Source organism: Micromonospora sp. NPDC023633, assembly GCF_040640035.1.
GTDB lineage: Bacteria > Actinomycetota > Actinomycetes > Mycobacteriales > Micromonosporaceae > Micromonospora.
On sequence record NZ_JBFABB010000031.1, the window covers coordinates 22,660 to 39,926 of the forward strand.

Annotated in this window: 18 protein-coding genes; 7 read left to right on the plus strand and 11 right to left on the minus strand. The window is 73.5% G+C overall.

Annotated elements, in window-relative coordinates; translation table 11 throughout:
- The first annotated feature begins 73 nt into the window (after positions 1-73).
- Positions 74-1,741 carry an MDR family MFS transporter gene (locus AB0G13_RS12610; protein ID WP_357872822.1) on the plus strand — a complete coding sequence of 556 codons (1,668 nt, stop codon included), beginning with the start codon at positions 74-76 and terminating at the stop codon, positions 1,739-1,741.
- 85 nt (positions 1,742-1,826) lie between these two features.
- On the opposite strand, the gene AB0G13_RS12615 is transcribed toward AB0G13_RS12610, so the two are convergent.
- On the minus strand, positions 1,827-2,318 hold the full coding sequence (locus AB0G13_RS12615) for an NUDIX domain-containing protein (RefSeq protein ID WP_357872824.1): 492 nt from the start codon (positions 2,316-2,318) through the stop codon (positions 1,827-1,829).
- Positions 2,319-2,401: 83 nt separating this feature from the next.
- On the opposite strand from AB0G13_RS12615, the gene AB0G13_RS12620 reads away from it, so the two are divergent.
- Positions 2,402-4,051, plus strand: coding sequence for a fatty acid--CoA ligase (locus AB0G13_RS12620; RefSeq protein WP_357872827.1), 1,650 nt, complete (start codon positions 2,402-2,404; stop codon positions 4,049-4,051).
- A 227-nt stretch (positions 4,052-4,278) separates the two neighbouring features.
- On the opposite strand, the gene AB0G13_RS12625 is transcribed toward AB0G13_RS12620, so the two are convergent.
- Positions 4,279-5,295, minus strand: coding sequence for an NADPH:quinone reductase (locus AB0G13_RS12625; RefSeq protein ID WP_357872830.1), 1,017 nt, complete (start codon positions 5,293-5,295; stop codon positions 4,279-4,281).
- Positions 5,296-5,528: 233 nt separating this feature from the next.
- On the opposite strand from AB0G13_RS12625, the gene AB0G13_RS12630 reads away from it, so the two are divergent.
- The gene (locus AB0G13_RS12630; protein ID WP_357872833.1) at positions 5,529-6,053 is read left to right on the plus strand and encodes a class I SAM-dependent methyltransferase; all 525 of its coding nucleotides are present in this window, start codon (positions 5,529-5,531) and stop codon (positions 6,051-6,053) included.
- Between the two features lie 33 nt (positions 6,054-6,086).
- Here AB0G13_RS12630 and AB0G13_RS12635 read toward each other — a convergent pair whose 3' ends face one another.
- From AB0G13_RS12635 to AB0G13_RS12665, 7 genes are all read right to left on the minus strand, one after another.
- Complete coding sequence (locus AB0G13_RS12635; RefSeq protein WP_357872836.1) at positions 6,087-6,740, minus strand: HAD family phosphatase; 654 nt, start codon at positions 6,738-6,740, stop codon at positions 6,087-6,089.
- A 49-nt stretch (positions 6,741-6,789) separates the two neighbouring features.
- Positions 6,790-7,680 carry a hypothetical protein gene (locus AB0G13_RS12640; protein WP_357872839.1) on the minus strand — a complete coding sequence of 297 codons (891 nt, stop codon included), beginning with the start codon at positions 7,678-7,680 and terminating at the stop codon, positions 6,790-6,792.
- A gap of 171 nt (positions 7,681-7,851) precedes the next feature.
- Positions 7,852-8,502, minus strand: a complete 651-nt coding sequence (locus AB0G13_RS12645; RefSeq protein ID WP_357872841.1) for an FKBP-type peptidyl-prolyl cis-trans isomerase — start codon at positions 8,500-8,502, stop codon at positions 7,852-7,854.
- A 124-nt stretch (positions 8,503-8,626) separates the two neighbouring features.
- The gene (locus AB0G13_RS12650; protein WP_357872844.1) at positions 8,627-9,271 is read right to left on the minus strand and encodes a DUF4241 domain-containing protein; all 645 of its coding nucleotides are present in this window, start codon (positions 9,269-9,271) and stop codon (positions 8,627-8,629) included.
- An 83-nt stretch (positions 9,272-9,354) separates the two neighbouring features.
- Complete coding sequence (gene trxA, locus AB0G13_RS12655; RefSeq protein WP_357872846.1) at positions 9,355-9,702, minus strand: thioredoxin; 348 nt, start codon at positions 9,700-9,702, stop codon at positions 9,355-9,357.
- Positions 9,672-10,064, minus strand: a complete 393-nt coding sequence (locus AB0G13_RS12660) for a MerR family transcriptional regulator (RefSeq protein ID WP_357872849.1) — start codon at positions 10,062-10,064, stop codon at positions 9,672-9,674. The genes trxA and AB0G13_RS12660 overlap by 31 nt, the downstream gene beginning before the upstream one ends.
- A 153-nt stretch (positions 10,065-10,217) precedes the next feature.
- Positions 10,218-11,231 (minus strand): Ku protein, encoded by a 1,014-nt coding sequence (locus tag AB0G13_RS12665; protein ID WP_357872852.1) that lies wholly within the window; start codon positions 11,229-11,231, stop codon positions 10,218-10,220.
- Positions 11,232-11,317: 86 nt separating this feature from the next.
- Here AB0G13_RS12665 and ligD (AB0G13_RS12670) point away from each other — a divergent pair, with 86 nt between their 5' ends.
- Positions 11,318-12,259, plus strand: coding sequence for a non-homologous end-joining DNA ligase (ligD, locus tag AB0G13_RS12670; RefSeq protein ID WP_357872855.1), 942 nt, complete (start codon positions 11,318-11,320; stop codon positions 12,257-12,259).
- Complete coding sequence (gene ligD / locus AB0G13_RS12675; protein WP_357872858.1) at positions 12,249-13,163, plus strand: non-homologous end-joining DNA ligase; 915 nt, start codon at positions 12,249-12,251, stop codon at positions 13,161-13,163. The genes ligD (AB0G13_RS12670) and ligD (AB0G13_RS12675) overlap by 11 nt, the downstream gene beginning before the upstream one ends.
- Positions 13,164-13,203: 40 nt before the next feature.
- Here the strand turns inward: ligD (AB0G13_RS12675) and AB0G13_RS12680 are convergent, their stop codons facing one another.
- Entirely contained in the window at positions 13,204-14,307 is a 1,104-nt protein-coding gene (locus AB0G13_RS12680; RefSeq protein ID WP_357872861.1) for a hypothetical protein, read from the minus strand.
- Positions 14,308-14,569: 262 nt separating this feature from the next.
- A complete protein-coding gene (locus AB0G13_RS12685) occupies positions 14,570-15,778 on the minus strand; it encodes an RNA-guided endonuclease TnpB family protein (protein WP_357872863.1) in 1,209 nt (402 codons plus the stop codon).
- 153 nt (positions 15,779-15,931) lie between these two features.
- Between AB0G13_RS12685 and AB0G13_RS12690 the strand changes: the two genes are divergently transcribed.
- Both AB0G13_RS12690 and AB0G13_RS12695 read left to right on the plus strand, forming a co-directional pair.
- Complete coding sequence (locus tag AB0G13_RS12690; RefSeq protein ID WP_357872866.1) at positions 15,932-16,696, plus strand: TIGR03089 family protein; 765 nt, start codon at positions 15,932-15,934, stop codon at positions 16,694-16,696.
- Positions 16,697-17,128: a dihydrofolate reductase family protein gene (locus AB0G13_RS12695; RefSeq protein ID WP_357872869.1), complete on the plus strand. Its 432-nt coding sequence runs from the start codon at positions 16,697-16,699 to the stop codon at positions 17,126-17,128.
- Positions 17,129-17,267 lie beyond the last annotated feature (139 nt).

Below are 17,267 nucleotides of genomic sequence, written 5' to 3' on the forward strand. Positions count from 1 at the left end.
CGACCTCGCGACCGACGACGAGGTGCACGCCCGTCCGCACGCATGTTTCGAGTGGGCGGGGAAAGGATGCGGGATGACCACGGAAGCCCCGGCGCTCGGCGGGCGGCAGATCCGGTTGCTGATGTTCGGCCTGATGACCGGCATGCTGCTGGCCGCGCTCGACCAGACCATCGTCGGCACCGCGCTGCCGACCATCGTCGGCGAGCTGGGCGGGATCAACCACTACTCGTGGGTGGTGACCGCGTACCTGCTCGCCTCCACGGCCTCGACGCCGCTCTACGGCAAGATGGCCGACCTGTACGGGCGACGCCCCGTCTTCCTCTTCTCCATCGGCACGTTCCTGCTCGGCTCGCTGCTGGCCGGCCTGTCGCAGGACATGACCCAGCTCATCGTCACCCGGGGCGTCCAAGGCCTCGGCGCCGGCGGCCTGATGACGCTCGCGTTCACCATCATCTCGGACGTGGTGTCGCCCCGGGAGCGCGGTCGCTACCAGGGGTTGTTCGGTGCGGTCTTCGGCGTCTCCTCGGTCGCCGGCCCGCTGGTCGGTGGCTACTTCGCCGAGACCGACTGGCGGTGGATCTTCTACATCAACGTGCCGCTGGGGATCCTGGCGATCGTCGTGTGCTCCCGGGTGCTGCGGCTGATCCCGTTCACCCGGCGCGACCACTCGATCGACTGGCTCGGCGCGGCGCTGCTGGTCGCCGGGGTGAGCTGCCTGCTGCTCGCGCTGAGCTGGGGCGGCAACGAGTACGCCTGGGGCTCCGGGGTGATCGTCGGCCTCTTCGTCGCGGGCGCGGTGCTCGGCGTGCTCTTCGTGCTCCAGGAGGCCCGGGTGGCCGAGCCGATCCTGCCGCTGCGGCTGTTCCGCAGCGCCACGTTCGCGCTGGCCAACTCGGCCGGCTTCGTGCTCGGCCTGGTGATGTTCGGCTCGATCATCTTCATCCCGCTCTACCTCCAGATCGTCCGGGGCGCCTCGCCGACCCGCAGCGGCCTGCTGATGCTGCCGATGATGGCCGGCATCATCGTCACCTCGGTGCTGACCGGCCGGGCGATGAGCCGGATCGGGCGGTACAAGTGGTTCCCGGTGGCCGGCGCGGCGGTGCTGCTGGTCGGCATGCTGCTGTTCACCCGGCTGGAGGTGGACACCTCGCTCTGGGTGGCCTTCGGCTTCATGGTCGTGATCGGCATCGGGCTGGGGCTCTGCATGCAGTCGCTGATCCTGGCCGTGCAGAACTCCGTGTCGATGCGGGACCTGGGCGCCGGCACCTCGTCGGCGACGTTCTTCCGGTCGCTGGGCGGCTCGTTCGGCGTCGCCATCCTCGGCGCGGTGCTGTCGTCGCGGCTCACCTCGGAACTCGCCGACCGGCTGCCGGGCGCGATCGCCGTCCTGCCGCCGGAGCAGCAGGCCGCGGTGGCGGCGAGCGGCGGGGCGGACGTCTCGGTCAACGACCCGGCGACCATCCTGGCGCTCCCCGCCCCGGTACGCGCTGCCGTCCAGGCGGCGTTCGTCGAGTCGCTGCACCTGGTCTTCCTGACCACCGGCCTGATCGCGATCGTGGCGGTGCTGGTCACCCTGGCGCTGCCGAACGAGAAGCTGCGCGGCGCGGGCCCGGCCGGCACCACGGGCGGCACGGACGGCCTCGGCGGCGAGGGCCCGGCACCCGGCGGCAAGCCGCTGGCCAAGGAGTCGAAGCAGGAGGCCGCCGCCGAGATGGAGGCGAAGAGCCAGACGATGCTCTGACCGGGCCGCCCTCACCTCGGGAGCCGCCCTCACGTCAGGAGCAGCGCGGGTCGGCCCGCACGTCAGGATCGGCTGAGGGCCGCCCTCACTTCAGGATCAGGCGGTTGGTCTGCTCGAAGACGTCCAGGTCGGCGAGGGTCTCGGCGACGCTCGTGGAGAGCGGGGCCGGCAGCTGCGCCCGGTGGAAGAAGCCCGCGTCGGTCGTCTCGTCGGTGATCCGGGCCAGCTCGCCGTCCCACTCGTCGACGCGGAACGCGGTCGTGAAGATCTGGTACGTGTGGCCGTACATGTTGGTGTGGGTGCGGTCCGGGCCCGTGTAGAGGGCGAACGCGCTGACCCGCAGCGCGCGCAGCCCGGTCTCCTCGCGTACCTCCCGGACGGCGCAGTCGGCGATCGACTCGCCCAGCTCCATCGCGCCGGCGGGCATGGCCCACTGCCCGTTGTCCGAGCGCTGGATCAGCAGGAGGCGTCCCGCGTTGTCGCGGACCACGGCGCGGGCGCCGACGAACATCAGCGTCCGGTCACCGGCGAGCGCGCGCAGCTGTCCCACGTACGAATCGGCCCAGGAGATGCTCACCCGGACAATTTACGGGGCGGGTCCGGGTCCGACCGGCTTTCCAGGGTTCCCAACCTGTGACCGGCGACACTACTTTGTTACCCATGCGTAGCACGATGATGGACGCCCCGCTCCAGGTCTCCCGGATCCTCCAGCACGGCGCCACGGTGCACGGCACGGCAGAGGTGGTCACCTGGACGGGCGGCGAGCCGCGCCGGATGTCGTACGCCGAGGTCGGGCGGATGGCGGCCCGGCTGGCCCACGCGCTGCGCGACGAGTGCGGTGTCACCGGCGACGAGCGGGTCGCCACCTTCATGTGGAACAACGCCGAGCACCTGGTGGCGTACTTCGCGGTGCCCAGCATGGGCGCGGTGCTGCACACCCTCAACATCCGGCTCTTCCCGGACCAGGTCGCCTACATCGCCAACCACGCCGAGGACCGGGTGGTGCTGGTCGACTCGACGCTCATCCCGCTGCTGGCCCGGGTGATCGGCGAGATGACGACGGTGCGGCACGTGGTGGTGGTCGGCGGCGGGGACCCGGCCCCGCTCACGGCGGCGGCCGGTGACCGGATCTCCGTACACCACTGGGACGCGCTGCTGGCCGACCGCCCGGACGTCCACGACTGGCCCGAGGTGGACGAACGCGACGCCGCCGCGCTCTGCTACACCTCCGGCACCACCGGCAACCCGAAGGGCGTGGCCTACTCGCACCGCTCGATCTACCTGCACTCCCTGCAGGTCTGCATGCCGGAGGGCTTCGGCCTCGGGCCGACCGACCGCGAGCTGGTCATCGTGCCGATGTTCCACGCGATGTCCTGGGGTCTGCCGTACGCGGCCTTCCTCTCCGGGGCGTCGCTGATCATGCCGGACCGGTTCCTCCAGGCCGCCCCGATCGCCGACATGATCGCCGCCGAGCGGCCCACCCTGGGCGGCGCGGTGCCGACCATCTGGAACGACCTGCTCGACCACCTGGACACCCACGACGTGGACAGCTCCTCCCTGCAGGAGGTGATCGTCGGCGGCTCGGCCTGCCCGCCGGCGCTGATGCACGCGTTCGCCGAGCGGCACGGGATCGACGTCGTGCACGCCTGGGGAATGACCGAGATGTCCCCGTTGGGCTCGGTGGCCCGCCCGCCGGCCGGGGCGAGCGGCGAGGATGCCTGGCGCTACCGCTACACGCAGGGCCGGGTGCCGGCCGGGGTCGAGGCCCGCATCGTCGGCCCGCTGGGCGAGCCGCTGCCCGCCGACGGGACGTCGGTCGGCGAGCTGGAGGTCCGCGGGCCCTGGGTGACCGCCCGGTACGTCGGCGACGACGTCGGTGACGAGGAGAAGTTCCGCGACGGCTGGCTACGCACCGGAGACGTCGGCACCCTCTCGCCGGACGGCTACATCACGCTGACCGACCGGGCCAAGGACGTCATCAAGTCCGGCGGCGAGTGGATCTCCTCGGTCGAACTGGAGAACGCCCTGATGGCGCACCCGGCGGTGCTGGAGGCCTGCGTGGTGGGGGTGCCCGACGAGCGCTGGGGTGAGCGGCCGCTGGCCACCGTGGTGCTCCGTGAGGGGGCGTCGGCGACGGCCGAGGAACTGCGGGAGTTCCTCGCCGGGTCGGTGGCCCGCTGGCAGTTGCCGGAGCGCTGGGCCGTCATCGACGCGGTGCCGAAGACCAGCGTGGGCAAGTTCGACAAGAAGGTGGTGCGCTCCCGCTACGCCGGGGGCGAACTGAGTGTCCGGGAGCTGACGGCCCCGTAACGTTCTCAGGCGCACCGTCGCCTGTTGGGGTAGGGACCACTCCTGAAATCCCTCCCCAGGGGCGGCCCCGGCGTTCGCACCGCGCCGGGGCCGCCCGCTCCACGCGGGTGACCCGCACCGTCATTGTTGCGAAAGTTGTTCGCCTCTGTCCCGATGACGGGGAAATTCGCCGGGCTCGGAGGGGTTTCGGCGGCCCTCGTCCCGGGCCCGCCTCCGGGTTGCGGCCGTCACCCCTCCCCGCTGGTGGTGATCAGCACCTTCCCGACGACCGCGTTCTCCACCGCCTGGTGCGCCGCGCCGGCCGCCGAGAGCGGGTGGTGGTGCAGCGGCAGCCCCGCGGCCTCGCCCACCCCGATCCCGCCCTGCGCCGCCGCGGCGGCCACGTCCACCACCGCCTGGGCCTTGGCCGCCTTCGGCTCGGTGTAGACGAGCACGAACTGGAACCGCGCGTTCGGCGCCATCAGCGGCCGGATCGGCAGGGTCACCTCGTCCCCGCCGTCGTCGGCGTAGACGCAGACCGCGCCGCCGCGCCGGAGCAGCTGGACGTCGGCGGCGGCGTTGCGCGCCGGGGAGACCTCGACGATCGTGTGCACCCCGTCGGGCGCGATCTTGCGGACCTCCTCGACCACGTCCTGCTCCCGGTAGTCGACCACGAAGGACGCGCCGGCCGCCGCCGCCAGCTGCGCCTTCTCCGGGCTGCTGACCGTGGCGACCACGCAGGCGTCCGCCCACCGGGCGAGCTGGATGGCCGCGTTGCCGACCGCGCCCGCCCCGCCCTGCACGAGCACCGTGTGGTCGCTGAGCGCGCCCGCGTGCAGCCTGTCCGGCGTGTACTCGCCGGCGGTCAGGCAGCGGTGCGCGGTGAGGAAGGGGATGCCCAGGCAGGCTCCCAGGTCGAAGGAGGCGTCGCCGAGGGGCACCGCCTGCCGCACCGGCACCACCGTGTACTCGGCGGCGGTGCCCCACGGCCGTTGCCACGCGGCCTCCCACAGCCAGACCCGCTCACCGATCAGCTCCCGGTCGACGCCCTCGCCGACTGCCTCGATCACCCCCGCGCCGTCCTGCCCGGGCGTCTGCCAGCCGTCCGGCAGCAGGCCCTGCCGGCGCGCCTTCCAGTCCGTCGGGTTCACCCCCGACACGGCCACCCGCACCAGGACCTCGCCGGGGCCGGGCTCCGGCACCGGCCGGTCGACCAGTTGCAGCACCGAGGCGTCGCCGGTGCGCTCGTACACGATCGCCTTCATCCCCGTCTCCTCACCCGGCGGCCCCGGCCGGGGCGCTGTCGGCTGCGGTACCCGGCGGATCCCTGCTCATGCCGGCACCGACCGGGCGCGAACCGGACAACCCGGCAGTCCGCGCAGGTCGGCGGTCCGGACGGGACGGGCCGGGGGCCAGCGCGGTACGCCGCGGCGGACTCCGGCGACGGGCGGGCCGGATCCGGGCGGTCCGGCGGGGTCCGCGTCGCTAGGCTGGCCTGGTGGCGACCAGTCCGGTGCCGGAGCGGTTGCGCTGGGCGGTGGGCCGGCTCCAGTTGCGCGCCGGCCATCGGGTGCTGGAGATCGGCTGCGGCAACGGCGTCGCCGTCGCGCTCATCTGCGCCGTGCCGGGCGTCGCCCGGGTCGTCGCGGTCGACCGGTCCGCGGCGGCGCTGCGCACGGCCGCCCGGCGCAACGCCGCAGAGGTGACCGCCGGCCGGGCCGTGTTCCGGCACGCCGACCTGTCCACCCTGGAATCATTCGAGGAACGCTTCGACCGGATCCTCGCGGTCAACGTGAACCTGTTCTGGACCAGGTCGCCCACGGCCGAGTTCCGCCGCCTCGCCGGCCTGCTTGCCCCCGACGGCGTGCTGCACCTGGTCTACGAGCCCCCGCACGCCGCCCGGCTCGACACGCTCGTGGGCCGGCTCGGCGACCGGCTGACCGCCGCCGGCTGGGCCGTCGGGGAGGTCACCCGGGTCGACACGCCGACGCCGCTGCTCGACGTGGCCGCCCGCCCCGGCTGAGCCCCCCTTCTCCGGGGAGCCGCGACGGAGGCTCTACCCGAGCCGGTGGACGGTCTCCGGCGTCAACTCCCCGACCGAGTCGAGCACCAGCGCCGCGAGCCGCTCGGCGTCCGGGTCCAGCGGGTACGCCCCGTGCGGCACCGCCACCACCGTCATCCGGGCGGCGGCGGCCGACCGGACGCCGTTGGACGAATCCTCCACGGCGACGCAGCGGGCCGGGTCGACGCCCAGCCGCTCGGCGACCGCCAGGTAGACGTCCGGCGCCGGCTTGCCCCGCTCGGTCTCCTCCGTCGACAGCGTGGCGCCGAACGCCCCGGTCAGGTCCGTCGCGGCCAGCGCCGCCGCGATCAGCCGGGTCGGCGACGAACTGGCCAGCCCCAGCGGCCACCGCTCGGCCAGCCGGCGCACGACCTCGTCGGCCCCGTCGATCAGCGGTACGCGGGCCGCGTACCGCCGGGTCATCTCCTCGACCACCTCGGCGGCGACCTGCTCGGCGCTCCGGTCGACGCCCAGCTCCCCGCTGAGGTAGCGGGACCACTCGCCGGTGCTCATGCCCATCAGCCGGCGCTGGGTGTCGGGCTGCCAGGTCCCGCCGTGCGCCGCGACGTGCGCCCGCCGGACCTCCTCCCAGACCGGCTCGGAGTCCACGATCACGCCGTCCAGGTCGAAGATCACCGCATCCGCCACGAACCCATCCTGCCCCAACGGGCGGGCGTCCGCGTCGCCGGCCGGGGGGTCAGCTGCGCAGCGCGGGCAGGCCGATGGGGTTGCCCTCGGGGATGACGGTGTGGGCGGCGCGGGCGATCGGTTCGAGCAGCTCCCGCAGCCGTTCGGTGCGCTCCGGGCCCAGCGTCCGCCACGGGCGGGCGGCGGCGGCGTCGGTGGCGTCCTCGATCGCCTGGAAGCGGGACCGGCCCTGCTCGGTCGGCTCCCCGTCCGGGGTGAGCCAGCCCCGCTCGGCCAGCCGGGCGCGGGCGGCGGCCCACTGCTCCTCCGACCAGCCGCGCCCGAGCAGGTTCAGCGGGGAGATGTCGACCGCGACCCGCCAGGCCAGCGTCTCCACCGGGTCGAGGTCGGCCGCGACCAGCGCGGCGATGTGCCCGTCGCCGCGCTGCTCGCGCAGCGTGGTGGCGGCCTGCCAGAGCCGGGCCAGCGGGTACTCGCCGCGCGGCAGGGCGGCGTTGGCGGCGCCCAGCACCCGGCCGGCGGGCTCCGCCTCGGCGGCGGCGGCCTCCAGCAGTTCGGCCGCCTCGACCAGGTGCGACTCGGGCAGCTCGTAGGTCAGCTCGGCCAGCGCCTGCACCGCGCCCGTGAGCCGCGCCCGCAGGGCCTCCTCCGGGGTGGCCAGCCGCCAGACGGCCGGCAGCGCCCGCGCCACCGTGTGCGGGGCGAAGTTGAAGAACGCCGCGGTCACCGGCGCGGGCTCGGCGGGCCCCAGCGGCGCGGCCCGGCCGGCGAAGTAGCCGCGCCAGAAGCCCCGCAGCCCGACCGCCTCGAAGGCGGCCCGGGCGCGGGGGTGGAAGTAGGTGATCGCGTGGACCGGCTCGTAGTGGGTCCACAACACCCGGGCGGTCCGCCCCGCGTCGTCCAGCGCCGTCACGTGCACCTCCGCGTCCGGTCCGGTCATCACCCCGGACGGCCGGACCGCCCGGGGTGACGCTGAACCTACTGCCGGTGGCTGAGGGGCCGGAAGCCCTGTGTGGGCTACTACATCAACGGCGGGCGACATCCCGGGCGAACCGGGCCGCTATCGCGGGGCAACGGCCCGGTCACGAGGTCGACCGGGCCGGTTCGCGGGTCACTGGGCCGCGAGCACGTCCACCACGAAGCGCAGCGGGCCGGCCGGTGCGCCGGCGGGGGGGTTCTTGCCGTACGCCAGCTCGGTCGGGAGGTCGAGCTGGACGCGGCTGCCGACGGTCACCCCGACGAGGCCCTGGTCCCAACCCGGGATGACCTGGCCGACGCCGATGGCGAAGGTCGCCGGCTGGCCGCCGCTCCACGACGAGTCGAACTCCTTGCCGTCCTTGTAGAAGACGCCGACGTAGTTCGTGGTGATCGTCTGGCCCTTCTGCACCGCCGGGCCGGTGCCCTTGATCAGCGGGGTCACGGTGAGCTTCTTCAGCTCGCCCTTGCCGGCGGTTACGGTCGGCTTGCTGCCCAGGGCCGGGTCCGCCCCCTGCGGGAGCTGCGGGGCGGGGGGCGCGTCGGCGGCGGGGGCGCTGGCGGACGGGGCCGCCGACGGGGCGCTGGCCGTCTGGTCCTTGTCGCCGTCGCTGTTGCGCCCGATCGTCACGAAGACGGTGATCAGCACCGCGACGACGGCGACCCCGGCGAGCCCGCCGGCCCAGGCCTGCCGGCGGCGCTTCGCCTCGGCCGCCTTCTGTGCGGCCAACTGGGCGGCCAGCCGCCGCTCCGACTTCTGGGACCGGTTCTGCGTACGCTCGCTCACGGCGTCGACTCCCTGCTGCGAAGGTGGTGGCCGGCATCGGAGTGCCGGGGGAAAGCCGACGCACACGGTACCCGCCCGGCCGCCCACCGCGCCGCCTCGACTGTGGCCGCTCCCGCCGCACGGGTCACGCCGGCCCCGGCACCACCATGAAGTCGGTCACGAACGAGGTGACCCGGCCGTCGGCGGCCCGCCCGATCCAGGTGCCGTAGCAGCCGTCGCCCCAGCCGGACCAGACCGTCACCACATTGGCCCCGGTCGCCTCGTCGAGCACCGCGGCGACGTGCCCCGGCACCGGCCCGCCCGCCGGCTCGTCCGCGACGAAGACGTCCGTCACCGCGTCCTCGTCCCACGCCTCGAGGGCGGCCAGCGCGGTCGGGTCGGCCAGGGTGCCGATGCCGGTGTCCACCCCGTAGCCGAACCAACCGTCGGGCTTGAGGGTCGAGACGTCCTGGTCGCCGACCAGCGCCATCTCCCAGCGGACCGCCGGCTCGTCGTGCACCACCAGTTCGAGGGCGGCCACCCGCCGGTCCGCCTCGGCGTCCTCGCCGCGCACCACCGCGACCCACGCCCGCGCCGGGTAGCGGCCGGGGGCCACCCCGACCGTGAACGGTTCGTCCTCGGGGCAGGCCACCGGGTCGCAGCCGACCACCTGCCCCGTCGGCAGCACGACGTCGCCCACCGGGTGCACCTCCATGACGTACGTGGCGTGCTCGTCGGCGAAGCGGGCGCCGGGCGTCAGCAGCCGGTCCAGGTCGGGGGTGTACGGCATGGGGTTCCTCTCGCGGCGGGGGCCGGCGGAGCGTACCCGCGGCGGGCCTCGCCGGGCGAGGCCGCACCGTGCCGGTCGGCGGCTCAGCCCTCCAGATGCCGGGCCAGGGCCTGGCGCAGGTGGTGCTTCGGGCGGGAGCCGACGATCGAGCCGACCACCTTTCCGTCGCGGAAGACCAGGAGGGTGGGCAGGGACATCACCGAGTAGGTGCGGGTGGCCGCCGGGTTGGCGTCGGTGTCGATCGTGGCGACGACCATCCGCCCGGCGAACTCCGCGGCGAGTTCCGCGAGGCTGCGGGAGATGGCCCGGCACGGCGGGCACCAGTCCGCCCAGAAGTCGACCACCACCGGCCGGTCGGCGGCGAGCACCACGGTGGCGAAGGTGTCGTCGGTGACGACGGTCAGCGAGCCGTCCGGCGCAGTCTCGAGCATGTTTCCTCCCGGTGGGTGATGGCGTGGGCGAGTTGGTCGCGCAACTCCCGGCGGACCGCGTGCAGCCGGTCGATGCCGGCGTCGACCTCGGCGAGCTTGCGCCGCAGCACGGCCACCGAGTCGGGGCAGACGTGACCGGAGGCGTTGCCGGCCCGGAGGCAGGCGACGAACGGGCGGATGTCCTCCAGGCCGAAGCCCACCGCGAGCAGCGCCCGGATCTCGCGTACGACGTGCAGTTCCGCCTCGTCGTAGACCCGGTACCCGTTGGCCGAGCGGGCCGCCCGGACCAGGCCGTGCGTCTCGTAGTAGCGCAGGGTCCGGGTGCTCGTGCCGGCGCGCTCCGCCAGCTCACCGATCAGCATCCGACCTCCCTCGTCCGATGCGATCGACGCTAGACCTTGTCGCCGGCGTCAAGGCAACCTCGGCGCGTGGGTGTCCAAGGCGGACGCCGGGGACGGCAGGCTTCTCGACCGGCCGGACGCGCGTCGGCCGGCGGGGGACGCGGCCCGGCGGGGTCAGGCGGTCTTGCGGGCGGCCTTCTTCGGGGCGGCCTTCTTCGCCGCCGGCTTCTTCTCGCCCTCGGCCTTCTTCGGCGCGGCCTTCTTCGCGGCGGTCTTCTTGGGCGCGGCCTTCTTCTCGGCGGCCTTCTTGGCCGGGGCCTTCGCCGCCTTCTTCTCGGCGGCCTTCTTCTGCGCCGAGCGGGCGGCCGAGATCGGGGTCGGCTCCCCGCCGCCGCCGGCCGGCGCCTCGCCCCGGGCGGAGCGGGCGCGCTCGACGGACGCCTTCAGGGCCGCCATCAGGTCCACCGCCGCGGCCGGGGCCTCCTCGACCTCCTCCGGCTGGACCACCTCGCGGCCCTCCACCTTGGCGTCGATGACCTCCTGGAGGGCGGCCCGGTAGTCGTCGGTGAAGGCGTCCGGCTCGAACTCGCCGGCCATCGAGTCGATCAGCGAGCTGGCCATGGCCAGCTCGGGCGGGCGGACCTTCAGGTCCTCGTCGAGGAAGCCGAAGTCGGGTTTCCGGATCTCGTCCGGCCAGAGCATGGTGTTGAGCAGCAGCACGCCCTCGCGGACCCGCAGCGTGGCGAGCTGCTCCCGCTGGCGCAGCGCCACCTTGACGATCGCCACCCGCTCCGAGTCGGCGAGCGCGTCGCGCAGCAGCACGTACGGCTTGGTGGCGGTGCCCTCCGGCTCCAGGAAGTACGCCTTGTTGTAGAGGATCGGGTCGACCTGCTCGGCGGGGACGAACTCCAGCACGTCGATCGCGCGCGAGCTGGACAGCGGCAGCTCGGCGAAGTCCTCGTCGGTGAGGATCACCATCTCGCCGCCGCCGATGTCGTAGCCCTTGGCGATGTCGTCGTAGGTGACCTCCTCGCCGCAGACCTGGCAGGTGCGCTTGTAGCGGATGCGCCCGCCGTCCTCCCGGTGCACCTGGTGGAAGCGGATGTCCTTCTCCTCGGTGGCCGAGTAGAGCTTGACCCCGATCGAGACGAGCCCGAACGAGACGGCTCCCTTCCAGATGGCCCGCATCCCCGTGCTCCTCTCGCCGGTACAGCCCAGGATCGCAAATGATCGAAGGCCACGCGAGCGCTTCCGTGCGCAAGTACAGTCGGAACGTGCCCGGCGCGCCGCTCAAGCCGATGCTCGCGATGACCGGGCAGCTCCCGGCGGGTGCCGGCTGGGCGTACGAGTTCAAGTGGGACGGCGTCCGCGCGCTGGCCGACATCTCCGGCGGCCGGCAGCACCTGTACGCCCGCAGCGGCGTGGAGATCACCGTCGCGTACCCCGAGCTGGCCACCCTGCCCGAGCAGGCGGGCGACGCGCTGCTCGACGGCGAGGTGGTGCTGCTCGGCGAGACCGGCCAGCCCTCGTTCACGGCCCTGGCGGAGCGGATGCACGTCCGCGACCGCAACAAGGCCGCCCGGCTGGCGGCGGTCGCCCCGGTGACGTACATGATCTTCGACCTGCTCCGGCTCGACGGCGAGGACCTGACCGGCTGGTCGTACGCCCGCCGGCGCGACGCCCTGGACGGCCTGGCGCTCGGTGGCGCCCGGTGGGCGGTGTCGCCGGTCTTCGGCGACGGCCTGGCCACCTACGAGGCGGCCGGCGAGCACGGCCTGGAGGGGGTGATGGCCAAGCGGGTCGACTCGGTCTACCGGCCGGGCGTGCGCTCGCCGGACTGGGTCAAGGTCAAGCTGGAGGTCACCGGCGACTTCGTGGTCGGCGGCTGGCGGCCCGGGGCGCGCAGGATCGGCGGCCTGCTGGTCGGGGTGCCGCGCCCGGACGGGCGGCTCACCTACCGGGGGCGCGTCGGCGGCGGCATCGGCGCGGCCATCGAGCGCGAGCTGCTCCGCGAGCTGGAGCCGCTGCGCAGCGGCGCGTCGCCGTTCGCCGGGGACGTGCCGCGCGAGGATGCCCGGGGCGCGATCTGGGTAACACCCCTGGTCGTGGTGGAGGTGAAGTACGGCCAGCGCACCCCGGACGGGCGACTGCGGTTCCCCCGGGTGCTCCGGCTGCGGCCGGACAAGCCCGCGGAGGAGGTCGACGATGCCGGGTGAGCGGCTCCGGGTGGAGGTCGAGGGGCGCGCGCTGGAGCTGTCCAACCTGGACAAGGTGCTCTATCCCGACGCCGGGTTCACCAAGGGCGAGGTGATCGACTACTACACCCGCATCGCCCCGGTGCTCCTGCCGCACCTGGCCGACCGGGCGCTCACCCGGATCCGCTTCCCCAACGGGGTCACCGGGGGCTCGTTCTTCGAGAAGAACGCCCCGGCCGCCACCCCCGGCTGGGTGCGCACCGAGACGCTGCCCGCGCCCGGGTCCAGCAAGGGTCGGGAGACCATCGACTACGTGGTCGCCGACGACCTGCCCACGCTGGTGTGGCTGGCCAACCTCGCCGCGCTGGAGCTGCACACGCCGCAGTGGAAGGTCGGCGAGCACCCCGACATGATGGTCGTCGACCTGGATCCCGGGCCGCCGGCGGCGCTGCGCCAGTGCTGCCAGGTGGCGCTGCTGATGCGCGACCGGCTCGCCGACGACGGGATCGACAGCTATCCGAAGACGTCCGGGAAGAAGGGCATGCAGCTCTGCTGCCCGATCGCCGGCACGCAGTCCTCCGATCTCGTGTCCGACTACGCGAAGCGGATCGCGCAGGAGCTGGAGCGGGCGCACCCGAAGCTGGTCGTGTCGAAGATGGCGAAGAACCTGCGGCCCGGCAAGGTCTTCATCGACTGGAGCCAGAACAACGCCGCGAAGACGACGGTGTCGCCGTACTCGCTGCGGGCGCAGTCCGTGCCGTCCGTCTCCACCCCGCTGACCTGGGACGAGGTCGAGGCGGGCGCGGCGGGGAAGCGGCCGGCGACCAAGCCGTACACGGCGGGGGAGGTGCTCAGGCGGGTGGAGAAGCAGGGCGACCTGCTGGCCCCCCTGCTCGACGGCGGCCCCGAGCTGCCCGCCCCGTGACCGGGCCCGGCCGGCGGGGAAGGCCGGCCGGGCAGCCGGGTCAGGCGGCCGGCCAGGTGGTGTACGAGATCCGCGCGTTCAGGTTGGCCGGCACGCCCAGCCAGGCGTAGCAGTTGACCGAGACCACGGTGTCGGCCCCGGACGGGAACCAGCCGGCCAGTACGCAGTAGCCGCGCGGCGGACGCTGGAGACTGGTCACGAAGGAGTTCACGAAGGCGGTGCCGTAGCCGGTCCCGGTGCCGGCGAAGCGCACCTGGTAGCGGCCGGTGCCCACCACCGTGCCCGCCGCACCGCCGAAGCCCGGGATCGTCGAGTTGTAGCTCTCGCCGCCGATCCAGGTGTCGCGGACGTCCTCGCCGTAGAACACGCCGCTGGCGAAGCGCGGCCCGAACGCCTGGCCCAGCAGGTCCACCCGGGAGCCGTAGGTGACCACGAAGCGGGCGTCCACCGGGTTGCCGGCGGCGTTAGCGCAGTGCACCACCCACCCGTCCGGCGGATCGAGCTGGCAGTGCACGGCGGCGCTGCCCAGCGCGGTCACGTGCGACATCGGGAAGGTCGCCCCGCCCTCGCTGGCCGGGTTCGGGTTCATCAGGAAGCGGTACCGCCCGGTGCCGAGGCGCTCGTAGGAGACCGTCCCGCCGGTCGAGTCGTACCGGTAGGCGGCGGGCAGCGTGCGTACGCCGGTCGGCTGCGCCTGGTCGGTGACGAACCACGCCAGCCGGCCCTGGCCGACCTGCCGGACGTTGGTGAAGGTGGCCACGAAGCGGCTGTCCACGGGGCTGCCGGTCGCGGCGAAGCAGCGCACCTGGATCAGCAGGTCGGGCGCGCCGATCGGGCTGCGGTACCAGCTCGCCACCGTGCAGAAGACCGGCCCGCCGCCGTACGCGACCGCGTGCGCCACCCCGCCGCTGGTCGCCGCCCCCTCCAGGATCACCGTGTACGCCCCGGCGCCGGTGCGCCGCACCACGACGTCGCCGTCGCCGGAGTGCGCGCTGTAGCCGCCGGTGATCCGGTACTCGGTCGTGGTCGGGGAGTGCGCCCACACCGTGGCCGTCACCGTGGGGTTGGGATCCGGCAGGGGCTCCGCCGCGGCGGGCGCCGGCCCGGCCAGCGTCGCCCCGCCGAGCAGCACCGCCAGCGCCACGGCGCCCCATAGCGTTCTGCGGACCAGGCCTGACAGCAGTCGTCGATCTTCTTGCACGATCGCAGCCTCCCTGGGCCTCGGCGGACCGTCCGCGCCACGAGTGTGGCAACGCCGGTCAAAGTCCCGCCCCGGGTGCGGCGGCAGGTCGGGGCGGCTCTGGTCGGGGCTGGACGCGCCGGTGCCCTGCCGGCCCGCGGGCGGTTGAGTAGGCTGACCACAGCCGCCGCCTGCCGAGGAGTGCGACTTGACTTCCTCCCCATACCTAGAGGCGGGGGATTCCAGCGGTCGCCCGCTGGGTTTCCTGCTTCACCGACGGCCGCCCCGTCCGGACGTTCGTCCGTTGGGGTCTTACACCGCCTCCACAGGCAATCACGGAGAGCCCCTCCGCGAGAATGTTGCGGGCCGCGTTGACGTCGCGGTCGTGGACAGTGCCGCACCGGCAGGTCCACGACCGGACGTTCAACGGCATCCGCTCAGCGAGCGCACCGCACGCCGAGCACAGCTTGGACGACGGGAACCAGCGGTCCACAACAACGAGGTTGCGGCCGTGCCAGTCGGCCTTGTATTCGAGCAGGGTGCGGAACTGCCGCCAAGCCGCGTCGCTGACGGCGCGGGCCAGGCTGCGAATTTTGACCATGTTGCGCACGGTCAGGTCCTCGACGACGATCGTTTGGTTCTCACGAACGAGCCGAGTGGTCAACTTGTGCAGGTAGTCCCGCCTGCGGTCGGTGATCCGGGCGTGCACGCGGGCGACCTTGAGTCGGGCCTTGGCCCGGTTCGCGGAGCCCTTCTCCTTCTTGGACAGGTTCCGTTGGGCGCGGGCGAGCGCGGCCCGATCGCGGCGTTCGTGCTTCGGGTTGACGACTTTCTCGCCGGTGGACAGCGTGAGCAGGCTGTCCAGGCCGGCATCGACCCCGACGGCCGGGCTCGGCGCCGGAGCCTGCTCGATCCGGTCGTCGCACAGCAGCGACACGAACCAGCGACCGGCCGCGTCCTGCGACACGGTCACCGTGGACGGCTTCGCGCCCTCGGGAAGCGGCCGGGACCACACAATGTTCAGGGGCTCGGCCATCTTCGCCAGGGTGAGCCGGCCGTCGCGGTAGCGGAACCCGCTGGTGGTGTACTCCGCCGACCGGCGCGACTTCTTCTTGCTCTTGAAGCTCGGGTACCGGGCTCGTTTGGCGAAGAAGTTGGTGAACGCGACTTGCAGGTGCCGCAGGGTCTGCTGCAACGGCACGGACGACACCTCGTTGAGGAACGCCAGGTCGTCGGTTTTCTTCCACGCGGTCAGCATCGACGACGTCGCGTTGTAGTTCACCCGTTCTTGGCGCAGGGCCCACGCCTCGGTGCGGGCCTGCAACGCCATGTTGTAGACCAGCCGGACGCACCCGAACGTGCGGGCAAGCTCGGAAGCCTGCTCGGGGCTCGGGTAGAAGCGGAACATAAACGCCCGCTTCACAGCCTTGGTCACGTCTCACAGCCTAGCAAGCCAGCCAGTAAGCCTGCGGTGACATGCGGCTGGACACCGATCCTCCTTGGCGACGGATCGGCTTTCCCTGCCCTGCTCCGCAGGAATTCCGTTCCCTCCCCACGGCTAAAGCCAGGGTTTCCACGGAGGTTTTCGATGAACACGACCGACGCCCTCGTCCGGGAGCCGCTGACCGGGGGCCGGGCGGCGGAGGTGGACCGGCCGCTGCTCACCTACCTCGACGACGCGACCGGTGCGCGGGTCGACCTGACCGCGACGGAGCTGGGCGGCTGGGCGGCGCGGGCCGCCGGGCTGCTGCGCGAGGGCTGCGGGCTGGGCGTCGGGGACCGGGCGGCGGTGCTGCTCCCCGCGCACTGGCAGAGCGCCGCCGTGCTGCTGGGCGCCTGGTCGGCCGGGGTGGCGGTGTCCTTCCGCCCGCGGGCGACCGCCGGCCTGCCGCCGATCGAGCCGGGGGCCGACGAGCCGTACGACGCCGTCTTCGTCAGCGCCGAGCGGCTCGACGACTGGCTGGAGGACGTGCCCGAGGCGCGGCACCGGTTCGTCCTCGGGCTCGGTGCCAACCCGCGCGCCGAGGCGCCCGAGGAATACCGGGACTGGCTGGCCGAGGTGGCCCGGCACAGCGACGCGCTGCCCGCGTCCGCCCCGCTGACCAGCGCCCACGCGGCCAGCCCCGACGGCACGAGCTACCGCGAGTGGGGCAGCGTCGCGCTGGCCGTGGCGGAGCGGCTCGACCTGCGGGCCGGCGACCGGCTGCTGGTCGACGTGGCCGAGCACGAACAGCCGGTGTACTGGCTGCTGGCGCCCCTGGCCGTCGGCGCGTCGGTGGTGCTCTGCGCCAACCTCGACCCGGCCCGGCTCGACGCCCGGATCGCCGCCGAGCAGATCACCCGGGTGCTGTAGATGGGCGGGGTCTACACCGAGGCGAGCATGTCGCTGGACGGCTACATCGCCGCCCCGGGCGACACCGGCTTCGACCAGCTCTTCCAGTCCTACGAGAACGGCGACGTCGCCATTGGAACCGCCAAGCCGGAGATGACGTTCCGCACCTCGGCGGCGAGCGCCTTCGTCACCGAGGGCATCGGGGCCGCCGTCGCGCAGGCCCGCGAACTGGCCGGCGACCGTTGGGTGGGGGTCAACGGGGGCAGCATCGCCCGCCAGTGCCTGGAGGCCGGGCTGCTCGACGAGATCCGGGTCAACCTGGTGCCGGTCCTGCTCGGCGGCGGCGTGCCGTTCTTCGACCAGGTCCGCGACGCCCCCGTCGAGCTGTCGAACCCGACGGTCGTCGAGGGCGACCGGGTGACCCACCTCTACTACCGGGTCCGCCGGCCGTAGCCGTCCGAAAGGACGAAACGAGCCTCGCCGGTACGCCCCGAGGAGACCCCCGCGGCTCGTGGAACGCCCCGAGCGCCTGGGATCAGCGTTCCCCGGCCCCCTGGCGTTACAGGGAAACCAGGCCCTCTTCGCAGGTCTG